The sequence below is a fragment of the Psychrobacter sp. PG1 genome (genome assembly GCF_014897815.1).
Taxonomy (GTDB): domain Bacteria; phylum Pseudomonadota; class Gammaproteobacteria; order Pseudomonadales; family Moraxellaceae; genus Psychrobacter.
Window position 1 is genome coordinate 1 of the sequence record NZ_JABUZG010000071.1, and the last position, 26,557, is coordinate 26,557.

Sequence of the window (26,557 nt, forward strand, 5' to 3'; positions counted from 1 at the left end):
TTTAATCTATATGTAGATTATTCTCATAGTAACAAGGCTATTTTTTCGCTACAATCAAATGAGGCTAATAGGAAAAACTCCTATTTCCCTCGTTGCAGATTGTCTTTTATGAAAGTTTATCAAAGAAGCTTTCTGCTACTATTAGGTCTTATCCATATTGAGCTAAATAGTGTTTTGGCTTAATAAAATCAAGTCTCAAAATCATAGCAATTCATCAAAACAATCTTACGACCATGCGCGGATGCTTACTGCAAACTTGCGCTTCATAACAAGGATGACAACATGAGAAAGACTGATACATGGCAAGATAACAAAGACATTATTGCTGAGCTTAAGCTAAAAGACAGTCATTTTGCGACGATCTTTGATGAGCATACCCAGCTAGATCAGCAGATTAATCAGTTGGATAAAAACTTGGTGACACACACCAGTCGCGATGAAGAAATTGAACTGATGAAACGACGAAAACTGCATTTAAAAGATGAGATTTATAAGATAATTGATAAAAACAAACTACAATCTCATGCTTAGCGCTGCACTTATTATCACGATGCATGAATAAAAATACTTATTGATAAATAACATAAAAAGACCCCATCAACTTATGCTGATGGGGTCTTCACTTATAATGCTGATTTGATTCAAAGTATAATATACAGCACTACAAATATCTAAAGTATTGAGCCAGTTCGTTAAATCAAGAGTTAGATTTTACCAACTAAATCAAGACTTGGTTTTAGCGTTTCTTGACCAGCTTCCCAAGCGGCAGGGCAAACTTCGCCATCGTTTTCACGAACATATTGAGCTGCTTTCACTTTACGTAGCATGTCTTTTGCACTACGGCCAATACCACCAGCATGAATCTCAGCAACTTGAATCAAGCCGTCTGGATCAACTAGGAATGTACCGCGTTCAGCCAAACCTGCTTCTTCGATCATGACGTTAAAGCCACGAGTGATACGGCCAGTAGGATCGCCGATCATTGGGTATTGTACTTTACCGATCGCTTCTGAAGAATCATGCCATGCTTTATGCGTGAAATGAGTATCAGTAGATACTGAGTATACTTCTACGCCCAAACCTTTAAGCTCGTCGTAATGAGCCGCCATGTCTTCAAGTTCAGTTGGGCAAACAAAGGTAAAGTCAGCTGGGTAGAATAAAAAGATTGCCCAGTTGCCTTTTACGTCTTCTGAAGTGATGGTTTTGAATTCACCATTAACATACGCATCAGCTGAAAATTCTGGGATTTCTTGATTGATAATAGACGCCATGATTGGCTCCTTTATAGTTGATTGATAGTTAAGTTGATTAAAATTTCTTGGTATGATTGTTTCTATTAAGCCTTTACTGCTTTGGGCTACCTGACAAACTATACGCGAATTCTATCGTTAATCCAGTTAAAAGTTTTTAATGTGATGTTTTGTTTTATTAAACTTGTTAAACTATTCTCTCTACTTTTTATCATCAGTGCATTATGCGTAAGCCACTATAGAGCATGCGTCAGTCACTATACAGCCGTTAGGTTACGTTAAGATGACATCGAGTTTGGATATCGAATTGGTACACCAAATGAATCAGCATAATATATCACGTTAAAAACCCATTAATAGAGAGGTTTTATGATTACTTTACGTCAACTTGAGTTTGCTTTAGCAGTGGCCAAACACCGTCACTTCAAACGTGCAGCAGAAGACTGTAATATCTCGCAATCGGCACTGAGCTTGGGTATCGCCGAGTTAGAAAAGCAACTGGATACGCAGATTTTTGAGCGTAATAATAAGCAAGTATTGATTACCCCGATTGGTGAAGACATTTTAACACGGGCGCAGCGAGTTTTTTCTGAAGTCAATGATTTGACCACACGCGCCCATAGCCATCAATCGCCGCTGGCGTATCCGATGACTGTCGGTATCATTCCAACGATTGCGCCTTATCTGCTGCCAAAAGTCTTACCTGCCCTGCGAGCAAATTATCCAGAATTTCGTATGACCATCGTTGAGCAACAAACGGAGCGTTTGCTAGAGCAAGTGCGTTACGGTCATATTGATACCGCTATTATTGCGCTGCCTTATGCGGTTGATGGTTTGCACAGCTTTGAGTTTTGGAGCGAGGATTTTTTTGCCGTATTCCCAAAAGATGATGTGCATGCCAAGCTTAAGACCATCAACGCTGATGAGCTGGCAACCGCCAACCTCATGCTGCTCGGCGAAGGGCATTGCTTGACCGATCAGACGCTGTCTGTCTGTCATTTTGACCGTGCACAGATGAAATCAAGCTTTTCAGATGCCAGTCTAAACACCCTTATACAGATGGCACTTGCCAATATGGGGACGACATTGGTGCCAGAAATGGCGCTCGACCAGCTGCATCTGCAAAACCAAAATGCCGTCGCGATACCACTCGCTGAGAAAGGGCCGCATCGTCATATTGCCTTTGTCACCCGTTTGAACTACGCCCGCGTCGATGATGTCAATTTATTGGGTAAAGTGTTTAAGCAAGCCTTTGAAGATGCTGCTAATAAAGAATAATCTGTTGGTTATAAATTGCCAGCAGTTATCAAACGAAGGTTAACGATGGACGATTTATCGCAACTAAATACTGAGCTTAGTACGATTTTTACGCAGCATTTATCCGCTATGAGTAGCCATATCACGCTAGAGCAAGTGAGCATACTTTGGCAGGATATCGCCATGCGTTATAACGAGCCGCAGCGTACTTATCATACCTTGCAGCATATTCAGCAGTTGTTTGGACAGTTCGATCAGGTTAAGGATAATTTGCATGAGCCGCATATCATTGCGTTAGCACTGTCGTATCATGATGTGATATATGAACCGACGCGCTCAGATAATGAGCTTAAAAGTGCAGAATATGCAGTAGAGTCATTAACTGGTTATTTAAGTGCGGAGCAATGCCAACATATCTATGCGCTGATTATGATGACGGCTAGTCATCAAATTGACAAATGGTCAAACGAGGCTAAAGAGAGAGAAAAATACAGCGATGCCGCTTATTTCCTAGATATGGACTTAAGTGTTTTAGGGTCATCTTGGTCGGAGTATGAACACTATGCTCACGCTGTACGCCAAGAGTATACGCATGTCTCAGATGGCGATTATCGCGTCGGACGCATGGCAGTATTAAAAGAATTACTGGCACATCCAACGCTTTATCTGACAGATTATTACTATGCACGGTTAGAAAAACAGGTGCGAAAAAATATTGAGCACGAAATTACGCTTTTACACGCATCTTAATAAACAACTCACTGCCCTGCCGTGCAGGATGCGAATTATAGCTTGGCTCCATGATTTCAATATCAAAACGCTGCTCAAAACGCCGCTGATATTCAGCTTTTGTGCCGCCAAACGGTGGTTCTTTTCGTCCAAAGTCTTTATCAAAGAGCAAACCAATCAGCTTACCATTCGGTTTCAGTAACGCTGCCATCTGCTGCACATACTCGTCACGGCGTGATGGATTTATCGCACAAAAAAACGTCTGCTCAAGCACCCAATCAAACTGATACTGCTCAGGCGATAACTCAAAAAAGTCGGCACAGATTAAATGCTCAACTGGAAAGTTAGGATAACGCTCAGCAAACGCTGCAATCGGCGCTGGGGCAAAATCAACCAAGGTGACATTGGTAAATCCTTGCTCATGTAAATAACCTACTTCGTAAGCATTGCCCGCACCCGGCACCAGAATCGCTTGCTCTTTGGCAGATTCGGGCAGTTGGTCAATATAAGCTTTGAGCGGTGGCGATACCTGTCCCATATCCCAACCGATACTATCTTGCTCATAACGCTGCTGCCAAAATTCCGCTTGATTGACGTTTTCCATATGACATCCCTGTAGACAAACTTATTATTTAAACGACACGATTTGTATCGTTATTTCTTATCATATCAGGCTTATTAGAGCGTGTCTCATTTTAAAGATGGTGATAAAAATGAGGACAAGCCTTACGATTATGGATATTATTTAGAGAAATCGTTTAATCTAATTTTCCAGTCTTCCCTGCCAGCATATTGTGCCAATGCTGATAATCTGGCATTGCGGTTGCGACCGTTTGCCAAAAGGCACGGCTATGATTGGCATGATGTAAATGACACAGCTCATGGACGATGACGTATTCGGTGCACGCAATAGGATAAGCAGGCAGATACACAGACAACCAAATTCGGCGCGCACGCGTATTACAACTGCCCCAACGCGTATGCATTTTTTTAAGGCGTATCTCATTGGCTGTCGCACCGACAATCGGTTGCCACTTTGCAAATAATGCAGGTATCACTTCAGAAAGATGTTGCCGATAATAGGCAAGTTTTTCATCATGGTTTAAAGTGAACGGTTGCTCTTTACCCCACAATAGCAAAGTACTATCAGCAGTTAAAGCTTGCGCTAAAGCAAGTTGTTGCCGTTTATACTGCTCTAATACTTGCGGATGGTTTGCTATCGCCCATGACACGCGTTTCATCACAGCCTGCGCAGCTTCGGCTGGGCTAATAAATAGTGGTACAGATACCAGTAATTGATGTGGCTTTAAGCGGAAATTGATATTTTTGACCCGCTTTTTGCTGATATGTAGCTCAATACCTGCTTGCGCCAAACAATGTTTAGCGCTGTCTAATAAAATAGACTGATATGCTGGCGGTACATTCATGCTCAGAGCGCTTGCAGATGATTATCAAAGGACATCATATGGCATTGACTGTCTTTAACGATAGCTTGATTTGTAGTGACGATGTCTGAGTTTGGTATAGATAAATCATTGACCGTTAATCTGGTCAATTGACCTTGACCATCACTAACGATGAAACCTGATTGCACATCATGATTGTCTGTCTTATTAGCGCTCTGATGACACAACACTGATGCCCCCGCACAATCTGGCAGGCTAACGTCATTTATCAAGGTGCGAGTGTTTAAATCATAAATCGCTGCACAACCGCCAATCGGTGTGGTCACGCATAGTAGGTTACGCGCACTATCGACCGCTACACTGGCGATATACTGATGAAAGCGCTGCCATTGATTATTAGGCATAATGAGCGCTTTAAAATCAGTATCACCGCGTTTATGCATCAATACTAACGGCACATTGATATGCTTTTCGCCTTGGAATTGAATGCCTATCATCACCGTTCCATCGTCATGCATGGCTAAATGTCGCACGCTCATTTGATTGTGCTCAGGCGCAAGCTGCTCAAGTAAAACACCAGTATGACGATTAAGGTAAACCAATGAAGGACGCATGCTGTCTAGATTTAGCTCTTCACGCGACGCTTGCTCGGTTTTGATACCGCCGTTAGCGATCACCAATGTCTCGCCATCAGGATGCATAATCAGCTCGTGCGGTCCAATACCATGCGAGTCATACTCTGCTATTTTTTTATAATTATCATAAACATCATAGATACCGATTTTACCATCTAAACTTATGGTGTCATTCTCGGTCACATACAGCAACTTGCCATCTAAACTATAACAAGCATGCCCATAAAAATGACGATAAGTAGATGCTTTAATAGCAAACTTTACTTGTCCAGTTGTCGTGTCTAATACCCAAAACTTTTCGCTCGGACGGCGACCCATCACCACGACGTCTCTATTTCTACTACCGATAAATGTATTTTGAATATCAGCAACGGGCTGGACGACAATATCATGGACACGTTCAGGCATGGTGGTTTGCCAAACGATTTGTCTATCGGCATCGATACCGACCACACCGAAATCATTGTCATCACGCCTATCATCATTTGCTAATACGCTGTTTTTTGGCATAGAGGCGACACCGCTAACCCAACAAATGGGTCGCGTCAGTACGGTGGTGGTATGTAGCGCACTAAAGTCAGCGACGCGATGATGATTGGTATTTTGCCGATCATCTATCGGTAAATGATAAGCGTGCTGCCATGCAGCAGCGGCTTGGTGATAGGCGTGACTAAACCGTGCTAGCTGGGGTTTTGGTGTGGAGGTTAACGACTGCAACTGCGAGCGTATGCCTACCACATAATCTTGCAAGCTGGCATCAGGGTGACGCTGCTTGCGATAACGATGATGAATACTGACAAGCGCTACGGTACCCATTACAGTAGAAAGCATCGTCAATGCTGATGTCGCTAGCAGCTCATTATTAGACTGCTTATCTTCTAGCTGCTGTTGTGATTTTTTTGCTGTCTTAGCATCGATAGAGTGCATTTTTTAATCGCCATCAGTACTGTTAAAGCCCACACGGATACCCAGTGTCGGAATCAATTGGCGCTTAATAATACGTGTGATAGTCGTGAGGTGATCATAAAGCTCTTGTTGAGTGGCTTTATCAGCAGCCCCTAGGTCTTCTGGCATTTGCGCTAACAATGTCGTGGCATCAGCAAGCGCGGTCGATAAGTTATCCGCTACTTCATTTTCATTATTGCTGCCCAAAATAGCGGTCAAAACGGGATCCGTCATTACTTCATTCAATGTCGCCAATTTAGCATTGATAATGGCACGGCTTTGCTCTGCGGTAGCGGCTGGCAAATGACCTTTTGCCTTTCCTGTTAAGCCTAACGGTTGATCGATGGCATTAGACTTCATGGTCTCAACCAACGAGAGTAAAGAATTAAACCATTGATTCAATCCTTGATCGCTGTCAGCCGTTTTATCAATGGCTAATAGATTAGTGGCATTTTGCTGCCAGTTTTGCTCAATATCTTTTAGGCGCGTGCTCAAAGCACTGCTTGCACTCATCACATAAGCACATTGAGCAGCATCCAGACTGTCATTGGCATATAACGCTTCTTCTAATCCTGGCACCCCTTGCACGATGGCGCTCTCGTTAGCCAATTGCTCAGCGGTGAGCTTAGGATTGGCAGCGATTAGATCGGCAACGCCACTGTGTACCAGACCGCGCTCATCAGGATAGTAATTGATATATAAATTACTCATACTGGCGGTCGCTGGACCAAAGTTAATCATCTCAGCGCCTGCCCATGCTTGTGCGAGCACTAGCCATTGATCGCGCAGTGCTTGCAACTCGTCACCGCTGACTGGTGCTTGCTGACAATGCTTTTGTGCCAAATCATGCAATAAATCACTCTGCTTTGCGGCATCCGCATAGGCTGGAATGACAATGTCATTTGCCACATGGGTCAAATAGGTCTTTTCAGTCTCGGCACTAATATCGACAGCGGTAATTTTATCTCCACTACTATCTTTTTCTGCTGCGCTGGTAGATGCCGCACTGTCTTGCGCAACTTTTTGGCTATCTACTTCTGGCGCTTTATTGTCATCAGCCGGTTTGACACAGCTGATCAGCAAGCCTGCGCTTAAGGCCGATAAGGCCACCGCTAAAGCATGGTTTATTTTCATAAATTTCTCAAAATTATTATCAATAATGGTTTAAATTCTAATCTTTACAAGCTCTAGTCTCTAGTGTTTGATTGGGCGGATAACCTTATCAACACTTACTTATTTTCTCAGTTATTGCTCAGTCATTTAGCATAGATAAATGACCTTATCTCTATAATGACTGTAAGAACGCATTCAATTCAGAACGACCTTGTTTGTCGAGTTTGAGTACTTTTTGCTGTTGCTCCTGGGCTTCACCGCCGTGCCATAACACCGCTTCCATCAACGTACGGGCGCGACCATCATGCAAAAATGTTGCTTGTGGATCGACCGTTTGCGCCAGACCAATGCCCCATAAAGCAGGCGTACGCCATTCATAAGAATTGGCTAAAAACTCAACTTGGATATTTTTTGCGGGTAATTTTCCAGCAATCGTGCGATCGGCAAGATCATCACCCATGTCATGTAATAGCAAATCCGTATAAGGATAAATCACTTGTCCATGCTGCTCAAGATGGTCATCGTCAGTTTTTGGCAACTGATATCTTGGTGTATGGCAACTTTGGCAACCCATATCATAAAAGCGTTTTTTGCCCGCTAGCACTAGCGTATCGTCAGCATCACGCCGATGCGGTACTGCCAAATTTCGCGTATAAAACTCCACAAACTTAGCCACTTCATCATTGACTTCGACGGGCGACTTACCATTGCCTTGCTCATCAGCCCCAGTCGTCGCATTCATACAAGCCGTCTGTGTCGGCATACAGGATTCATGAGGACGGATATTTGAGGTCAAGCCCATGTCTTCATTAAAAGCACTTTGGTTTTGGGTGATAAGCTTGGTTTGCCCTGCTTTCCAACCAAAGCGTCCAAGGGCATGCTTGCCAGTCTGTGGATCCATCACCCAGTTGAACTTACCACTGATATCGCCATTCGTACTGTTTTTATTATCAACCGCTTGTTTTTTAATCGCTTCATCCGGTATTTGCTCGAGTAACCCAAGCCCAATCATCGGTAAAGCCACTCGCGGCGACACCATCAAATCATCATCAAATGCCCCATAACCCGGTTTGGTTAAATTAAAGGTGGGCGCACGCAATGTTTCGACATGACCATCCGCAAAAGTAACAGGCTTGTCTGTCCACTGCACCGCAATTCTGGCTTCAGCAGGCACACCTTGGATACCTCGATCTTGTAACTGACCACCATACATAGGATGAACGACTTTTTCGATAAGTGAGTTTTGCAGTTGCTGACGCTGCTCATCGGTGGTCGCTGGCATCGCAAGGCGAATAAGCAAGCTATCAGCATCGTCATCACTGGTCATAGGCGCATGACCGCGACCGTCCTTGACATGGCACGACTGACAGGCAGCAACATTGAACAATGCGCCCAGACCATCGCGGCTGTCAGTGCTGGCAGGGGCAATCACCCACGGCTGCCGAAAGAACGCATTACCAATAAAGAAATGCCCTTTTCGTGATGCCGTCAAGTTTGATGAAGGTTTAGAGTAACTCTCAGCGCTGCTAATACTGATTCCTGTATCACCACCTTGCTTGACCTCTTGCGGATCAAAGCTTGCTAATTGCTGCATTGGTACGCCAGCGAGCGTTTCGATGGTTTGGAAGCGTTCAGGTGTTAGCGTTGGGTTGTCAGCATTATTAATGGCAGATTTTTCGTTTTCAGAAATATCATCAGACACACTGTTCGTCGGCTGACAAGCACTAAGAGATAGCACGCATAGAATACCAAGCGTTGGCTTTAACAGGGTGGTTTTGCTGACAAAAGACGCATAAAAAGAGGTAGGGGTTTTGGCTTTTACAATATTTGTGGTGTTCATCGTGGTGTTCATAAAGAGTACCTTAGTTCTAATCTAGAACCATTAAAATCGCATGCTATAAAGTGTTTCACTTCTAGTCGATAAGGTACAGCAATGTAATGACGTACTGACCTATCAGGCTATTTTAATATGGTAAAAAAAACACGCTGCCAACGGTAGTCGACAACGTGTGTATTATACCTAAATTATTTTTCCATGAAAATAATTCTCATTAGCTTATAACGACTTGTCAGGCATTATCGATCAATGCTATGTCGGTCAATACTATGTCAATCACTGCTATGTCAATCACTGCTATGCTTGCTGTTAAGCCAGTAAATTCGTGATCGGTTAAAACTGCGAACCTGCGTCAGCATCTAAATTGTCAATACCGACCGCTTTTGCCGCATTTTCGATACCAGCTGTCAGCTCTTGTAAGCTAGTAATACTATTTTCAATCCAGCTACGACGGGTATTTTGCTCTTCAGCTGAAATACCTTGTTTGCTTACTTGACCAGCGGTGGCAATCATTTGATCAACTTTGATACCTTCTTTTTCACCTTTTTCAACAATCACATTAAAGGCGGCTTCTACCTTAGCAAAGTCAGTCGCCAATTTATCAGCCGCTTCTTTGTTGTTGGTATCAACGAGGTAGTTTTTAACACCATAACCACCAACGCTCTTACCAGCGACTGTCTTATAGTTGCCGTTAAAGACATTTTGGATACCACGGGCATTGTTGGCATAGCTTAGATGGGTCAAATCACTGAAGCATTCGTGCTCATCTTCGGTAGAACCCGTTACAAAAGCAACCTGTATACGCTCAGAAGCAAGCTCACCCAATGCTAGGCTGCCCATCTGATACATGATCTGGCGTAAACCATTATCGTATTTACGAGCCATCAGATCGCTACGTAAGGTATTTTCACTCTCAGGCTGCCACTCAGCTTCCATTGCAGTCAAATCATCAACCAATAATTGAGTCGCTGCTTTTAAGAACGCGCCACGACGCTCACATATACCAGCATCCTCATTGACCGTCTCACCACTGGTACATTGGCCCGCCTCAGTCACATAATCAGTCACTGGACGATTGCCTGCACCTTCGCCAACGCCGTTGGTATCTTGACCCCATAGCATAAATTCAATCGCATGGTAGCCGGTCGTCACATTGGCTTCACTACCACCAATCTCATTCATTTCTGCTAATAGCTCAGGAGTGATAGTACTGGTATCTTGTTTGATACTACCGACCGTAATGCTATCGCTATTGATGATATTGTCTTGGCTATTGTATTCACCTTCATAACCATCACTAACGTAATCAATCAGCGCCTCATCAAGTGGCCAAGCATTTACCTGTCCTTCCCAACCATCGATACTACCGAGTGCTCGTTTATCATTGGCTGTCACAAAACCTTCATCAAAACGGAAGATCTCAGTTTGCGAATACGGCTGGCGCGCGGCTTTATACGCCGCTTTTGCCGCATCAAGGTTTGCTTGGGTTGGTGTTGTCACATAGGTCTCTACTGCTGTTTGCAGGACTTTAGCAGTATCTAGCGAATCTTTATAAGCCGCATGCGCCATGTTTGCATAGCTGATCATAAGTCTATCGGTATAAGCTTGATCAACCGCTGATAGTTTCGTCGTATCTGCAGCGGTTGTGTCTTGCACCGCTGTTTGCGTATCGGCGGTAGTGTCCGTGTCTTCCTTGGCTTGCTTGGTACAACCCGACACCATTAACAACCCTGCAAGCGCAGCAGCTAAAGTAGTTGGTAAAATCTTACGGCTCGTTACTGTGGTAATCGTCATACATATCCTCAAAAAGTATCGCAAAAGAAAAATGGGCTTTGAATAAAGAGCATTAGGGCATATCCTCATTTTAAATAATGCTGATAAAAATGAGAAAAACAGCGCCCATAATATCAAGATATTGACCAGAATTTGACACTATTAGACAAAGTTTAGCTATTTTTAGTCCATCTATAAGGCAATCAAATGAACTGAGAACCTACCCTAGTATCGCCACAATAACAAAGCTTTGTAAATTATAGTGTTATTGATAATCATTATCAATATTTAATTAATATTAATATAACCATTTAGCTAACGATTGTTTTATAAATAGAAACACCAAAAATATTTTAAATTGATTTAAAGCTAACGGAATCCTGATACCTAAAATCATTTTGAATTTGAAATCTAAATATCAGGCATAAAAAAAGGCCAGTTTATCACTGACCTTTTTCAACACTATAGTGACAGCTACACTATTGTATGAATTAACGTACGTTGTTTGGCGCATTGATGGTTAATTCAACACGGCGGTTTTGCTGACGACCATACTCGGTGCTGTTATCCGCAACTGGACGAGACTCACCATAAGCGACGACATTGATACGGCTAGAAGCCACACCGCGTGCGCTTAAATAGTTCGCTACTGCGTAAGCACGATCTCGTGACAGTTTCATGTTATAAGCATCAGAACCTTTGCTATCAGTATGACCAGCAACCGTTATCGTGTTTTGATTATATTCATTTAGCGTTGAAGCAAGCTTATCAAGCGTTGGTCTAAATGATGGGTTTAAAGACGCATCATCAAATGAGAAAGTGATGTTGCCTGGCATTACTAGGTCAATATTACCATTCGCATTTGGCGTAACGGTTACACCCGTACCAGCCATTTGCTGCTCAAGCTGCTTGGCTTGACGCTCCATGTAGTAACCAACACCAGCACCCAAAGCTGCGCCAATCGCGGCATCACGACCTGTGTTATCACCACCTGTTGCTTTTGAAATTGCGCCGCCGCCTAGAGCACCTGCCAATGTACCAATAGCAGTTTTGTTCAAGCGTTGTTGTCCAGTGTTTGGATCAGTAGCACAACCGCTAAGAGCTAGACCTGACGCTACTGCTGCAATCATTAATGTATTACGCATAATATTTCCTCTTAAGTTTAAAAAATTATAGACAAAGTGTGCTTTTTATAAATATTTTCTGTTAATTCCATCTACATGCTCAATATACACTCGTCATTATTATGGCAATTACAATCTAATCATGTGTAATATTTTGTCACACCTGTGTATGAGAAGTGCAGAATGATTTAATGAGACTTTCACAATGATTGGATACGTTTGTGTTCTCACTGTTAACTACCCATTAGCGCAAGGTGTTATCACAAGTCACGTTTACACTCGTACACTCTGAACCGTTTCTGCTAAAATTGTGCAATAAAACTGGCAATGAATCATTTATATACTAATAAGACTGACCGAAAAGGATTTAGCATGCGATTGACATCTACTATTCGAAAAATACACGAACGCAACCCTAAATTAGGCAAAGCCGTTTCACTTGCGACAGCGACTGGGGTTATTGCAGCCAACAGCTTCGGTGGTAGTATTCCCTTATGGTTAATGGGTGTCGGCAAAGTCATCACTGGTGCTCCTATCGCAGACAAAGCGGTTATCAAAATCGCGACTTATTGGATCAGTAGCAACAGTGCCTTGATCGATGACATGTTGCCACGTAAAGATTGGCGCATCAGCTTACCCGATGACGTTCACATCAATGGCAAATATTTGCTGGTCAGCAACCATCAGTCTTGGGTCGATACCAGTATCGTGCAGTACATTAGTGAAAAACGCTTGCCATTGACACGGTTTTTTACCAAATTTGAACTGATTTACATTCCGATTGTGGGTCAAGCCTTTTACTTTTTAGACTTCCCAATGATGCGTCGACATTCTAAAGAAGCCGTCGCTAAAAACCCTGCTCTACAAGGCAAAGACATCGAAGAAGCCAAACGCGCCTGTGCCCTGTTAAAAGACAAACCTTTTACTTTGTTAAATTACTTAGAGGGCACGCGTTTCACCAAAGCCAAACATGCAAAGCAACAGTCTCCTTATACTCATTTATTGAAGCCACGGGCAGGCGGCCTATCTTTAGCCATTAACGCGCTAGGCGAAGACATCGATGGCATGCTAGATATGACAATCGTTTATCCTGATGGTGTGCCAAGTTATAGTGATTTGTGGAAAGGTAACATCAAGCGTTTGAGCGTCGATGTGCGTTATATTGAGATGCCTGATGCATTATTTAACGGTATTAAAAATGGTGGTTACGAAAATGATGACGCGGTAAAATCTCAAATGTTTGATTGGGTAGAGCAAATTTGGCAGCAAAAAGATCAGCGTATTACTGATATGTTGGCTGAGTTTGAAACGAACCCTAAAGCTCCGAATGCTTAGAGACATCGTTAACAGAGCAACGGCATACAACGGTGAATTACTTTAAGTCGTTTTAAAACTACGATTGAGCGCTGTTGTTTTAAACTTGAATGCTAAATGCCGATTCGTAAATGCTGACTGTAAACCCCAACTCATAAATGATAATGCGTAATTATAATGAAAGATGGGTTGTTTTTTGGCTCTATTCATTGATAATGTGAATAGTCATGAGCCCATGACTTTTTGACCGTTAGTGACTTGATAGCCCTGTACTATTTGAGCCGCTTATTTTTCGTGCTATTTATCATTTATAAGGTTTGACTGTGCCCGCTTCCTCTTCTACTAGCCTGCCTCTAGACTCAGCGCCTGTATCCAATCAGCCGCCTGATAATACGCTGCCACCGCCAAACCGACCAACGCCAAATCGCTTAAAACTCACTTACGATATCGTGATGATTATTGCCATCAGTATCGATCTATTATTGATTAGTATTGATGCTATCTTGATGAGTAGCTTTAGTAGCAATGCCGCAGGATGGCTCAGTATTAGCGATGCTCTTAGTTGGTATCAAAATACCTTACATGAGCCTTTGCGTACCGCTGGTGGATTTTTTACCCTATTTTTGATCTTTGAGCTACTGCTACGTTGGGCGATTGCGATTAAACAAAACGTCTACTATCGCTGGTTCTTTTTTCCTTTTGTCCATTGGTATGAAGTATTGGGGTGCTTTCCGCAGCTGCGTGCCTTACGTTTATTCCGAGCAGTAATCATTGGGCGACGCTTATACCAGCTTGGTTACCAAGTGCTGCCGCAGCCATGGATCAATCGGATTAGGTTCTATATCGACTTATTATTAGAAGAGCTGTCCGACCGCGTCATATTGACGACTATTCAAAACTTTCGGCAGCAACTGACCGATCCTAAAACGCATAAATCTTTTATTGAATCAACGATAACTCGTAATCGTAACGAGATTGAGGCAGCAGTGCTGTCGATACTGCGCACAGAGCTAGCACCAAAACTACAGGAGTTGACGGCAGCATCAGGTGGCGGCAGTATATTAGCCAGCGAGATGGGCAATGCTATTGAAGAGGGTTTGGCCAATACGCCTGAGCTGCGTCGCTACCTACGCATGATACCGATTGCCGGTAGCTTGATTGAATCACAGCTGCAACACGTCGGTCACAATATAGGTGAAAACGTCGTTTACGCACTGAATAAACGCCTTCTAGACCCCGAACGCCTCGATTCATTGATGGTAGCGATTGCCAACGGCATTGCCAGTATCGATACGGATAATACTGCGTTAGATACCTTGATTTCGAGTATCATTGATGACAGTTTGACAGAATTTGAAGCGCAGGTAAAAGTGCAGCAGTGGAAGCATCAAGAGATGCTTCATCTATAATCCATACTGCTAATAGCACGCCCTGCCTACAAAACATTAGGCTTAGCAAGCAAATGAATGGTATGACTCGATAATAAAAACAACACCGTGAATACAGTGACAGAATTATCTCTTGAGGATTTATATATGACAGTTTCAGACAACGACAGCCAAGGCTCGATCGCCGCGCCAGCATTACCAGCATTGGCATTTTATGGCAAGATGCTGACTTTTTCACGTTTGCAATTTAGCACAGATGATTTAGGTGCGATAGACGCCCAGCTTGCCGCAACGCTTAGTAATAAATCTAGCAATATCCCGGTCCTTATCGATAGCGAGGTTGAACAAGATCTCTTAGCATTGGTAGAGCTTTTATGGTCGTGGGGCTTACAGCCTATTGGCGTCGTGACTGGCACACTAGATGCGCAAGCCCGTGAGCAGCGATTGGCCATCTTCCCTGCTGATGGCAAACGTATTGAGCGTATATTACCTAGCAAGAAAGCTGCAACTCAAGTGAGTAAAGCTCCCGATGATAAACATACAGAATCAGCCAGCACCAATTCAACCAGTACCAATTCAGACAGTAACAATGATACTGCAGCCATCAGCGAGTCAAATACAGAAACAACGATAGCAAACGCCACAGCAGAGACACTGATGAGTGCTGAGCATATTACCAGCCTAATTTACGATCAAATGCTACGTTCAGGACAAAGCCTGAATCACGTGGGCGGTGATTTGATTTTGACCAATAGTGTCAATAGCGGGGCGGAAGCGATTACCGATAATAGCTTGCACGTTTACGGTCGTGCCCAAGGACGCTTGGTTGCTGGCGCTACTGGTGACAAAGATGCCCGTATTTTTTGTCAAGTTTTTAACCCTTCTTTGGTGTCAGTGGCGGGAACTTATTGCTTACGAGACAACTTACCTGAGCACGTGATTGACAAATCTGTACAAGTAAGATTTGTCGAAGGTGAAGGCTTAGTATTTACGGTAATGGATGACGCTTAAATTCTTTTGCCTTTAACAACAATAGATGCGTCCGTGATTTTTATAAATGTAAACAGGCTAAGCCGATTTTCATCATATATGACGCTTATCAAAAAACGTTTATTAGAAAATCTCAATAGTAAACGTTTAAACAGCGCATTTAATATTATAGTAAGTTTATTTAACAAAACTGTTCTATGATGAATCGCTAGCTCTGCCACTATCTACACTACTCGTCAGCGTCTATTTTATTATTCACAATAGGCAATATTGACCAACAAATTCTAGGTAGCACCGCTTTGTGATCCATATATAAGCTGTTTTTCTGCTTTACTATGGACGTGCTATAAATTTTTGTTTATTTATGCTAGGCTACCTTCGCAGGTAGTGTATATATAGCATGTGAATAATGTGCAATTGCGCTATTTTTTTATATAAAAGATATCCCATTGATTCATAGGAGTGTGCCATTGTGGCGAAGATAGTTGTAATCACTTCAGGTAAAGGCGGTGTGGGCAAAACCACGACAAGTGCCTCTTTTGCCGCAGGTTTAGCATTGCGTGGCTATAAGACAGTCGTTATCGATTTTGATGTAGGTCTACGTAATCTAGACTTAATCATGGGTTGTGAAAACCGAATTGTTTATGATTTTGTTGATGTCATCACCGGTAGCGCACGCTTGTCGCAAGCACTGGTCAAAGACAAACAGCTTGAAAACTTGTACATCCTACCCGCCAGTCAAACGCGTGATAAAGACGCCCTGACAGACGAAGGGGTGGCAGAGGTTATGTCTGAGCTGTCTAAGCAGTTCGACTATATCATCTGTGATTCACCAGCTGGTATTGAGCGCGGTGCACAACTCGCCATGTATCATGCTGATGAAGCGATCATCGTCACCAACCCTGAGATTTCTTCAGTGCGTGACTCAGACCGTATTATCGGTATCTTGCAAAGCCAGACCAAAAAGGTTGAAGAAAACCAAGGCTCTGTACGTGAGCATTTGATTATTACTCGTTATAATGCTGAGCGTGCAGCAGCCAACGAGATGATGGACATTGATACCATTTCAAATGATATCCTAAAAGTTCCATTACTTGGGGTTGTTCCTGAAAGTCACTCAGTGCTTGAAGCATCTAACCATGGTGAGCCTGTCATTCATTATACCGATTCAGTTGCTGGTCAATGTTATGATGACATCGTCGCCCGCTTCTTAGGTGAAGAACGCCCACTACGTCATATTGACGTGAAGAAAAAGAGTCTATTACAGCGCTGGTTTGGAGGTCAATGATGACGAAGAAAAAAGGATTTTGGAGTAGCCTATTTGGTACTGACGACGGTAGTAGCGCAGGTAGCGCTAATATGGCTACTGAGCGTCTTAAGGTTATCGTTGCGAGCGAAAATCGCTTAAACAACCGCTTAACAGCTGATCGTATCGAAAAAATGAAACGTGAGATTTTAGAAGTGGTCAACAAATACGTCAATGGCGTACAGATTGATGATGTGAATATCAATCATCGTTCTGAGGACAGCCTAGACGTATTAGAGATGAATATCAGTCTACCTGAACACAAAAAATAAGCGCTGTCTTAGAAAAACAAAAAAGCCCTAAGTTATGATACTTAGGGCTTTTTTATATGGTATGAAATAGTAGGTTTACCTATGGCAGCCTACGATTATTTTGATACTATTATTTTATACGCGCTATTAAATTGTCTTTTTTGACAAACTGATGATATAGAGCAGCACCGATATGAATAAGTGTAAAGGCAATAATGGTCGGCCAAATAATATCAGTATGCAGGTCATTATAAAAGCGTGCCAACCCTCTATCTGGTGTGACAAATACAGGGATTTGAAACAAGCCAAAAATATCGACGGGGCGTCCACCATAAACGGACATCAGCAAACCAGCTATTGGCATTGCAATTAATAAGGCATATAAGCCAAAATGTGACAGTTTAGAGGCTAATAACTGCCACTTTGGCATCGCTACAGGTGGCGGCGCCTTAATAAATACACGATTAAGCACCCGTGCTATCATCCAACATAACAAACTAATACCAAACGCTTTATGCAACCCAATATAAAGATTGTTATCCAGATTATCGTACAACAAAATCATTATCCACGTAACCAACAGTAAAACTGCACTGATCCAGTGAAATATCCGGCTGCTGACTGGCCACTTTGACACATTTGAATTGCTACTATTCATGAGCTGTCCTATTACCCTCACCACTAATTATCTATCATCAATGTTATAGACAAAACAACCACTCATTCAACGATTAGCAATCATCAAAGTAATTGGGCAACCCTATTTCTCTGATAGTAGAAATAACCCTGATATAAGCGAGAAGCTAACTGTCTAAATCGACCAATTGATGCGCAATTTTGTCTAAGTCGGGCACCAAATAAGCCTTATCATCAATCATAACCGTTTGGAAAAGATAGGATAGCATAACGTTTTCATCAAAAGGTAGGGCTGTTTTGTCGCTGTCTATATTATCGGCATGCTTAGGGCTGTTAAATTGCTCAGGAACGTCAATATCTTTAACCTCAGAAATACGCACTTGTCGGTGGTGCAGCTCGCCTGCCGTTTGTAAAGCTAAGCGATGATCGGTAGTATTGCCCTCTAATACAATCATGGTATCTGGCATTTGATCCTGTGGTAGCAGGTGACATACCACTACCTTTTGCTGCTGCCATTCATAGGTTGCCGTGCGCTCATTATAATCATCCACACTCAAAATCAGGCTGCTTGGAATAAGCCAGTCAGGTTGGTCAAATGCTGGCACAATAGTGACATCAAGCATACCGTTATTTGTGGTCAGTAAACTCACTGCCTCAAACGAATGTTTCAAAATTTGTTTCATACATCGCTCACAATCAGTTAATGCAAAGAGGCTACTACTAATCTTTCATCAATATAATCTGTTAGTTTTTGTGCTAAATCGGCTGGACTGCCAATAAAACCACAATACCCTGAATCAATAATCGCCTGAGGTTGACTTGGGCAAGCGCTTAAGCTGGGATCTTGTACCCACAATTGACTGTTGTTTTCTTGAATGAGATCCAGATACTGCGAACCATCATTACCCATACCAGAAAATATAATATTGATAAGCTCGCTACCATAAACGTCGCTGGTGTTTTTAAGAATCTGACCAATCGCGGGCTTATACTCACCCTCCCAAGCTTGCTCTAGCAATATGACTCGACCGGTAGAGTCACAAACAATCTGTTTATCAATAGGAGCTATAAGACACTGGCCTGCTCTTAAACGCTGCGAAGAAGTAATTACCTGACAATGCCAGTCATTATGGCGATTCAGGATGCGTGGCAGTGTGCCAATCATCGTTTTATTAAAATGGTGCGCCAGCAAAATACACACCGGTAGCGTCGCCGACAAGTTATCCAAAAATTCTTTTATAGCACTCGGCCCACCCATAGAAGCACCCAAAAATACTACGTAGCGCCAGTCTGCATCAGCATTATCAGGTTTGTGCACGGGTGCATCCATTAAAACGGGTAATGCCAGCATATGTGCCAGCTTACGCTTTAATTTGCGCTGCCATTTGGCATATTGCGGCGCTTCATTTAGATAAGGTGCTTGACTAAAACCCACCAACACTGCAGCAGGTTTAGATGCCGTGGTCGCGGCTACCACACTGTCGTCGTAATCACTATCTATTAGCCAGATGTCAATCGAGGTATCAGAGCGCCCCTGTTTTTCTTGCAGTTGCGCCCGTGACATACAGCCAACAAGGCTAAAACCACAACTGCGTACAGTATCTGAAAAGGCCATACGCTGATGATGGTCTTCTGCCACTACCATCACCTTAATATCATCCTTGTTTTTTCCTCTTAGCGCCAAAACACGTGCATTATCCTTCATAAGTTAAGCTGACCTTTTGACCCAGTATGTGCTGGATTTTATTAAGTAGCTCTTGTTCTTGGAATGGCTTACCCATGTAATCATTCACACCAATTTCCAGTGCACGCTCACGATGCTTTTCACCTGTACGTGATGTGATCATGATGATTGGGATATGTTGTAAGCGCTTGCTGTGTCTCACTTGAGTAGCCACCTCGAAACCATCCATACGTGGCATCTCAATGTCGAGCAATATCATGTCTGGTATCATGTCTTGTAATATCTCAATCGCATCGATACCATCTTTTGCCACGGCCACAGTAAACCCTTGGCGTTCTAAGAAACGTGACGTCACTTTACGTACGGTAACAGAGTCATCCACCACTAAAATAGTAGACTTAAACTCTAAACGACTCCGTTTAGCATCAGCAGATTGCGAGATATTTTTGACCAACTGCGCATTACGCATCAAAGCAATCAGGTCTAAGATAAGCATTACTGAACCATCGCCCATGATAGTCGCTGCTGAAATACCTGGTAGATTCGATAACTGTTGTCCTAGAGGTTTGACCACGACTTCGATACGTGACCCTGCAATCTGATCAACCTGCAATGCAATATTCTGTCCGCTACGATTCTTAATGATAATGAGTGGCAAACTGGTATTGGTATTAACGACCAGCTCATTCAGTTCATTGCCTGACAAAATCTCATTTAAATAACGCACTCGATAATCAACATCTTCAAAGTTCAACGTTGCATCGCCTGACTGGTAATAGTCATAAAGCTTCTCTGGATTAATCCGTACCACACGCTCAATCTGTACCAAAGGTATCGCATAATAGCGATCCGCGGCACGCACAACCAATGCATCAGATACCGCAACCGTCAGTGGTAAACGCATCGTAAAGCGTGAGCCTTTACCCAGCTCTGAGACAACCGATACAGCACCACCTAATTGACGAATCTCGCTGATGACCACGTCCATGCCCACGCCACGTCCAGAAATCTGCGTTACTTGCTTACTGGTACTCAATCCAGCATGGAAAATATACTGCATGATATCAAGATCTGTTAGGCTGTTATCATTTGCATCAATCAAGCCTTGAGAAATGGCTTTGTTACGAACGGCTTCTACATCGATGCCGCGACCGTCATCTATTAACTGAATGACAATCTCACTACCTTCTCGATTTACCTCAAGAGTAATGCGACCACTACGCTCTTTACCTGCTTTTAAACGCGTTGAGGTATTTTCGATACCATGATCGACGGCGTTACGGAGCATATGTTCAAGCGGTGAAGTGATGCGCTCTAGAATGGTTCTATCCATCTCATCATCGGCATTGATGATCGTTAATTCGACAGATTTATTCAGCTCATTGGCAGTTTGTCGTACGATACGCTCAAGACGTGGCGTTAAGCGCGTAAACGGCACCATACGTGAATTCATAAGCCCATCTTGTAACTCGGTCTGTGTACGAGACAGCTGTAATAAAAGGCTTTCACTGTCTCGTGTTTTTTCTAATAGAGTATGATTAATATCAATCAAATCTGAGGCTGACTCTGTCAAAGATTTGGATAACTGATTTAAAGAAGAATATTGATCCATCTCTAGAGGGTCAAACCCTTCATGATTAATCAGCTCATCGTCTATCTGCGACAAGATCTGCGCCTCAAGCTCGATTTCCATTCGGCGTAACTGATCAGCTAAGCGCTGTACCGTAATACCCATATCTTCGATACTATTGGTCAAGCTACTCATGCCCATATCGATACGAGCACGGTTGATGGCTGACTCACCAGACAGGTTAATCATATGCTCGATCAAACCACCTGAGATACGAATCATCTCATTATTATTGGCACTCTGATCTTCCTCACCCGTACTGCTGAGCATAGAGGGCATCTCGCTAATATCTTTTGCCAGATACTGTGAGTCTTGCTGTTCTCTAGCAATAAAGAGCGCTTCATGCTGCGATTGTAGGGATTCTTTAGGGATTTGCTTTAAGCTGTCAGGATTTTTACTAAATTGCTGCAATGCCTCAATCAATAGCGCAGGCGTCGGTGGATTGACATGTTGTCTAAGGATAGATATTGCATCAGCAAGCCAGTCATGACTGGCAACCAGCAACTCCAATACTTTTTTGGTAGCAGGACGACGATTATCTACAAAATCTGTATAAACCGATTCCATTTCATGTGCCAGATCAGCGATACCAGCTGCGGTGACCATTCGTGCACCACCTTTGATAGTATGCAAATCACGCTGCAATGCCTGTAATGCTGTCGTATTATTGGTATCTTTTAAGAACAGTTGCAAATACTTATTACGATTGGTGAGCTCCTCAGCCTCTTCTAAAAACACCGACAATATATCAGGATCTGGCAAACCATTCGCCCATGACTGTTTAATCATCATGTCTAGGCTCAAGGTATCAGATACGTCAGCGCTGAGGTGAGCGTTGTTAGCCACCCTACTTTGTGCTTCAGGTTCGAAGCGGGTTTTCGGTATAGGTATGATTAGCTCTACCGTTTCTGGCAAGGCTTGGGCTTTTACAAACTGTTGTAGTTGCTCAATCAGCGCTGAGGCAAAAAATGATTTTTTATGATTTACGATATGCAGTACTTGCAACGACATTGTGTCTTGCACTATTTGCATTATTTCAAGCCATTGTGCTGTCGGTATTCTTCTATTCTCTACAAATGCTTCATAGACACTTTCAGCTTCATGGGTCAGATCACCAATACTACGAATACCTGCCATTCGCGCACCACCTTTGATAGTGTGCAGATGGCGCTGTAAAACTTTTAACGCATTTATATTGCTTATATCAGTACGCCACTTATTAAAACTCTCATCCAGCGCGGCATCGAGCTCTTGAGCTTCTTCTAAAAATATCTCTAATAGCTCAGCATCAGTATCAATAGATTCAAGCTGTAGCTCAGGTGCTGCAACGGCTCTCACGACAAAGATACCCTCATCACCATTGCTATCATCGTCTTGGTAAATACGTTGTAGATCTTCAATAACTTGTTGATCAATCTTCAATGACGTGCTACCAGCCAATGCATCGAACAAACCAACCAGTTGAGCATGACCAGCGTGTAAAACCGACTGGGTATCGATATTTCTTGCTGTATCAATATTATCACTCAAATAGGCATAAGCGTGACCCAACTCATTGAGAATAAAAGTGAATTTTGGAAACGCTTTTGCTTTATTGGCTAAGTAAGCTATTTGCGATATTTGCTGCGATATATAGCCCTGAACATGTGCTGTCTCAGAGTGATTAAGTGCGTCATCTAATTCCCACTCAGCATCCAATAGTTCATCAATATTATTATCCAACAACTGCTCTATCGTTGGTTTGTTATCAGCCGTGACCTTATCATCGCTAATGACGTATTGATCACCAAGCATGGCTTGCAATGAGGCTATGTCTTGCTGACTTTGTGCATCTTCGATCGATATATTTTGCGGCTGAACGTTTTGCTTGTAGTTGTTTAAATAACCGTCCATTAGCGTAGCAGACTTCGCCAATGCTTCTAGATGTTGAGCATTCATCGCAGTATCTTGCTGCTGTAGTAGCTCTAAGCTATGCTCTATCGTTGCGCTAACCTCGCTGATCGCTGCTAAAGCGCTAGAACCTGAAGCCCCTCGCAAGGTATGGAATGCGCGTACAATCTCATCCGTCACTTCAATATAAGACTGATCTTGATGCTCATCAACGAATTGGTCAATATCTTGCAACAGTCCTTCTGCTTCGTCGATAAAAATCTCACAAAACATTTTTTCTTCTTCGCTTTGCGGTGCTAAATAAATAGGCGCTTCTGCTATCATTTCATTGACAGAATTAATCGTCTGCAGCGTGGTATCTATCGCTGTATTAAGATTATCTTGGGTCGGGCTATGCTCATCAATAGCAGGCGATAGTACTGACGCTTGGATGGTCTCATCCTCAGAACTATTTGATGCTTGCTCATACAAGGCAGAATAGCTAAATTCGTCCCCTTGCTGTTTGCTGTAGGCATTGGCGCATGCGATCCATAAAGGCACCATCACCGGATAGTTTTGGCTGTCATTTTCAAATACTGTTAGCATCGCAGGATAGGCAGCTAGCACATCCGCAATAAGCTGACGCATATCTGTTGAGACAGTCACACTATGATCCAAAATGCGATTAAGCATATTTTCTATAGCCCAAGCCAGCTCAGCCGTATAATTTGCACCGACCATACGACCGGAACCTTTTAAGGTATGGAACCCACGACGAATATCCACCAATCCGCTTAAGTCAGCTGGCAATAATCGCCAATCTTCATATAAAGGTACAATCTCAGCCAATACTTCATCAGCTTCTTCTAAAAATATCTCTTTAATATCAGGATCGGCATCATGAGCATCTGCCGCTAGCTGCTCGGTTTCTTGCATAAAGGGTTTGAGTATCGCTGGAATATCAATAGCAGATAAGTAAGCAACAGCAGTGCTCTTTTTACTATCAGCAGTTGTCTCGTTTGACTCATTGCTCATGTCGAGAGCACTTAGCAATTCAGCATCATCATCAAATGGTTGCGATAGTTCTAATGCTGAGTCTGAATCAGCAGTGACAGCATCTAATATGGTCAGCCCAGCATTGATAGGTTGCTGTGTCATGAGATTATGGCTTTGTAGAATAGTGACAGCAGGATCAAAGCTTGGAGATTGTTGCGCTTCAAAATCTATCACTAATGCTGGTAGCCGTTTTGCCGTATCCATCACCAGATTTACGACGTCATCTGTGACAGGCAGCGTTTTATCTAACAGACGATTGAGCAGATTTTCGATTGACCATGCCATCTCGCTGATGCTAAAAGCCCCAACCATACGTCCTGAGCCTTTTAAGGTATGGAACCCTCTACGCACTTCAGTGAGTGGGGTTAAATCCTTTGAGTCTTGCTGCCAGATAGGTAAAAAGTCTTCTAAATCAGCAATGACTTCCGTCACCTCTTCGATAAAGATGTCACGAATCTCTGCGTCCATCTCAAAATTATCAGGCTTAACTTGTTCACGAGCACGCGTTAATGGTTCACTCTCGGTACTATCATCATCAGCCGCATCTTGCCCTACCACACGCTCATTATCTACATCAGTCAAAGCTTGGTTAGCAACATCATTTTGACTATTAGCAGGAGCAATCTCGCCACTATCATCGTAACGCAATACGTTGGTCGCTACAGATTTTTGGGTAAGGAAAGTGTCTTTAATGGTCTCTGGCGATGCAATATAATGAGTAAGAAGTTGGGCGGCAGTCGCAGTATACTCATTTGCCCGCATTAATAGCTGCTGGTCAAAAACCTGCTGTGCAAGGTAGTCAAGCAACAATTCAATAGACGTTAGCCCTTCAGCCAATGCCTGAGTCACATCCCAACTGAGTACCTCAATCTCATGAATGGTCAATTGTGTAAATATGCTTGCCATATCATTCATGGTTTGGCGAATTGATGGCAATCCCATGTCGGCAAAAGCATCACCAATATCGGTAAAATCAGCAGCAATGGGCAGTAAGTCAATGTCTTGACGCTGTACATATTCATGAAAGCTTTGTTTGACATCTTCTACCGCGATGCGCAGCTCACGTAAACTTCCACCAACAGAAGCCGTCGCAGGACTTTCTTCCGACTGCGTCTCAATAGCTTCAAACGTTGCAGACAATGTCGTAAAAGAAGCGGCGTCCCCTATCTTGAGAGATATCGTCTGTTCGGTATGATAGATAGCGTTATATAGCTCTTGAAGCTGACGCTCAATCTGCCATTGTTCTTGCGCAAATCCTGTTTCTGATGATAGAGCCTGCTCTATGTCTGTAACAATTGCATGTATTTGCGACACGTAATAAGTCCAACCTCGACCTTCGAGTTGACTTTGTATTTTCTGTAAAGGAACGAGAAGCGTGTCTGGCTTATCCAAAGTAAAGATAAGTGTCTCAAGCTCACTGAGTATACGTGGTAAAAAACGTGATCCTATTGACGACGTTTGCGACAAATTATTTAGAAGTGACTGAGTGCGCTTGCTACTTTGAGGAAGGTTATTTAGTTCGATATACACCTTTATGGTTAAGCTTCGAATAACGCTTGATGATAACTCAGCTTGCTTAGTGCGAGACTCTATTACTTGATCCAGCTGACTTAGCAATGACGCATAATGCTCAGGTAATGGGGTATCATTATGAGCAAGGTCATTTAGCCACAGTTCCGTTAAGTACCAAAGGCGTTGTAAGTCATCATGTTGAGTGGTCTGCCATAAGTATTGGCTGACTCTTTCTAGTGTAGTCAATAAGGACGGTTGATTGGTATTGGCACTCAATAACGCTTGTACTTGCTGTCGCCAAACCAGTAATAATTGTTGATAGTGATAATCAGCTAAATGCGTCGCCGTTCTATTCGCCGGCATCATCACTTCGATGCTATTGATAGCATCGATAATATGATCATCGATAGCATGATTATTTAGATTATTATGCTGAGTATTCGCCAAGCTGACCGAGATATCTAGCGCTACCCCCAGTTTCGATAGTGCTTGAGTAAGCTCGTCAGCAGCATTATCAATTAAAATGGTGTTGTGATTACCCATACCTGCGTATTGATTCAATTCACGCTGTAGTAAGCGATGAGAAAACTGACCAATGCGGCGGTCGTTAGCAGAAATACGATCGCGACTGCTAACGTCTGCCAGCAAGCTCAGTTTATTGGCAATATCTGCTAATAAATTAAGGCGAATCATCGTTAGCGCGCCGCCAACCTGATGATAATGTTGCACCATCTGATCGTAATCAGTGCTATCAGCGTCTAACTGCCAGCCATCAGATATCTGTGATAATTGCTGATTAAACAGTGGTAATAACCACTCAAGCGTCACTATGTCATTGGGCTGGTTTTTCAT

Annotated in this window: 20 protein-coding genes; 8 read left to right on the forward strand and 12 right to left on the reverse strand. The window is 42.9% G+C overall.

What is annotated here, in order from left to right; genetic code table 11:
* The first annotated feature begins 282 nt into the window (after positions 1-282).
* A complete protein-coding gene (locus tag INT03_RS11180; protein ID WP_045444089.1) occupies positions 283-531 on the forward strand; it encodes a YdcH family protein in 249 nt (82 codons plus the stop codon).
* A 173-nt stretch (positions 532-704) separates the two neighbouring features.
* Here the strand turns inward: INT03_RS11180 and ahpC are convergent, their stop codons facing one another.
* Positions 705-1,271, reverse strand: a complete 567-nt coding sequence (ahpC, locus tag INT03_RS11185) for an alkyl hydroperoxide reductase subunit C (protein WP_045453533.1) — start codon at positions 1,269-1,271, stop codon at positions 705-707.
* A gap of 348 nt (positions 1,272-1,619) precedes the next feature.
* Here ahpC and INT03_RS11190 point away from each other — a divergent pair, with 348 nt between their 5' ends.
* Together INT03_RS11190 and INT03_RS11195 are read left to right on the forward strand one after the other, a co-directional pair.
* On the forward strand, positions 1,620-2,528 hold the full coding sequence (locus INT03_RS11190) for a hydrogen peroxide-inducible genes activator (RefSeq protein ID WP_193009011.1): 909 nt from the start codon (positions 1,620-1,622) through the stop codon (positions 2,526-2,528).
* A gap of 45 nt (positions 2,529-2,573) precedes the next feature.
* Positions 2,574-3,257 (forward strand): hypothetical protein, encoded by a 684-nt coding sequence (locus tag INT03_RS11195; protein ID WP_193009012.1) that lies wholly within the window; start codon positions 2,574-2,576, stop codon positions 3,255-3,257.
* On the opposite strand, the gene INT03_RS11200 is transcribed toward INT03_RS11195, so the two are convergent.
* From INT03_RS11200 to INT03_RS15070, 7 genes are all read right to left on the reverse strand, one after another.
* Positions 3,235-3,840, reverse strand: coding sequence for a methyltransferase domain-containing protein (locus INT03_RS11200; protein WP_193009013.1), 606 nt, complete (start codon positions 3,838-3,840; stop codon positions 3,235-3,237). The two genes, INT03_RS11195 and INT03_RS11200, sit on opposite strands and share 23 nt — an antisense overlap.
* 154 nt (positions 3,841-3,994) lie before the next feature.
* Positions 3,995-4,663, reverse strand: coding sequence for a M48 family metallopeptidase (locus tag INT03_RS11205; protein WP_193009014.1), 669 nt, complete (start codon positions 4,661-4,663; stop codon positions 3,995-3,997).
* Between the two features lie 2 nt (positions 4,664-4,665).
* Entirely contained in the window at positions 4,666-6,204 is a 1,539-nt protein-coding gene (locus tag INT03_RS11210) for a DUF1513 domain-containing protein (protein ID WP_193009015.1), read from the reverse strand.
* A gap of 3 nt (positions 6,205-6,207) precedes the next feature.
* Positions 6,208-7,356: an imelysin family protein gene (locus INT03_RS11215; protein ID WP_193009016.1), complete on the reverse strand. Its 1,149-nt coding sequence runs from the start codon at positions 7,354-7,356 to the stop codon at positions 6,208-6,210.
* 151 nt (positions 7,357-7,507) lie between these two features.
* Positions 7,508-9,187, reverse strand: a complete 1,680-nt coding sequence (locus INT03_RS11220) for a di-heme oxidoredictase family protein (protein WP_226950352.1) — start codon at positions 9,185-9,187, stop codon at positions 7,508-7,510.
* A gap of 318 nt (positions 9,188-9,505) precedes the next feature.
* The gene (locus tag INT03_RS11225; protein WP_193009017.1) at positions 9,506-10,966 is read right to left on the reverse strand and encodes an imelysin family protein; all 1,461 of its coding nucleotides are present in this window, start codon (positions 10,964-10,966) and stop codon (positions 9,506-9,508) included.
* Between the two features lie 470 nt (positions 10,967-11,436).
* On the reverse strand, positions 11,437-12,090 hold the full coding sequence (locus tag INT03_RS15070; RefSeq protein WP_055124860.1) for an OmpA family protein: 654 nt from the start codon (positions 12,088-12,090) through the stop codon (positions 11,437-11,439).
* 351 nt (positions 12,091-12,441) lie between these two features.
* Here INT03_RS15070 and INT03_RS11235 point away from each other — a divergent pair, with 351 nt between their 5' ends.
* The 5 genes from INT03_RS11235 to minE all read left to right on the forward strand — a co-directional run bounded on the left by INT03_RS11235 (position 12,442) and on the right by minE (position 17,339).
* Positions 12,442-13,404 carry an acyltransferase gene (locus tag INT03_RS11235; RefSeq protein WP_193009018.1) on the forward strand — a complete coding sequence of 321 codons (963 nt, stop codon included), beginning with the start codon at positions 12,442-12,444 and terminating at the stop codon, positions 13,402-13,404.
* Positions 13,405-13,730: 326 nt separating this feature from the next.
* Positions 13,731-14,792: a hypothetical protein gene (locus tag INT03_RS11240; RefSeq protein WP_226950354.1), complete on the forward strand. Its 1,062-nt coding sequence runs from the start codon at positions 13,731-13,733 to the stop codon at positions 14,790-14,792.
* 126 nt (positions 14,793-14,918) lie between these two features.
* Complete coding sequence (gene minC, locus INT03_RS11245) at positions 14,919-15,782, forward strand: septum site-determining protein MinC (RefSeq protein WP_193009020.1); 864 nt, start codon at positions 14,919-14,921, stop codon at positions 15,780-15,782.
* Positions 15,783-16,233: 451 nt separating this feature from the next.
* Positions 16,234-17,049, forward strand: a complete 816-nt coding sequence (minD, locus tag INT03_RS11250) for a septum site-determining protein MinD (protein ID WP_045444058.1) — start codon at positions 16,234-16,236, stop codon at positions 17,047-17,049.
* Positions 17,049-17,339: a cell division topological specificity factor MinE gene (gene minE, locus INT03_RS11255; RefSeq protein WP_193009021.1), complete on the forward strand. Its 291-nt coding sequence runs from the start codon at positions 17,049-17,051 to the stop codon at positions 17,337-17,339. Before minD ends, minE begins: the two co-directional genes overlap by 1 nt.
* A 109-nt stretch (positions 17,340-17,448) precedes the next feature.
* On the opposite strand, the gene INT03_RS11260 is transcribed toward minE, so the two are convergent.
* The 4 genes from INT03_RS11260 to INT03_RS11275 form a co-directional block, all read right to left on the reverse strand.
* Complete coding sequence (locus INT03_RS11260) at positions 17,449-17,976, reverse strand: cytochrome b (protein ID WP_193009022.1); 528 nt, start codon at positions 17,974-17,976, stop codon at positions 17,449-17,451.
* Between the two features lie 145 nt (positions 17,977-18,121).
* Positions 18,122-18,637 carry a hypothetical protein gene (locus tag INT03_RS11265; RefSeq protein ID WP_193009023.1) on the reverse strand — a complete coding sequence of 172 codons (516 nt, stop codon included), beginning with the start codon at positions 18,635-18,637 and terminating at the stop codon, positions 18,122-18,124.
* Between the two features lie 17 nt (positions 18,638-18,654).
* Positions 18,655-19,659: a chemotaxis protein CheB gene (locus INT03_RS11270; protein ID WP_045444048.1), complete on the reverse strand. Its 1,005-nt coding sequence runs from the start codon at positions 19,657-19,659 to the stop codon at positions 18,655-18,657.
* Positions 19,649-26,557 carry an Hpt domain-containing protein gene (locus tag INT03_RS11275; RefSeq protein ID WP_193009024.1) on the reverse strand — a complete coding sequence of 2,303 codons (6,909 nt, stop codon included), beginning with the start codon at positions 26,555-26,557 and terminating at the stop codon, positions 19,649-19,651. The genes INT03_RS11270 and INT03_RS11275 overlap by 11 nt, the downstream gene beginning before the upstream one ends.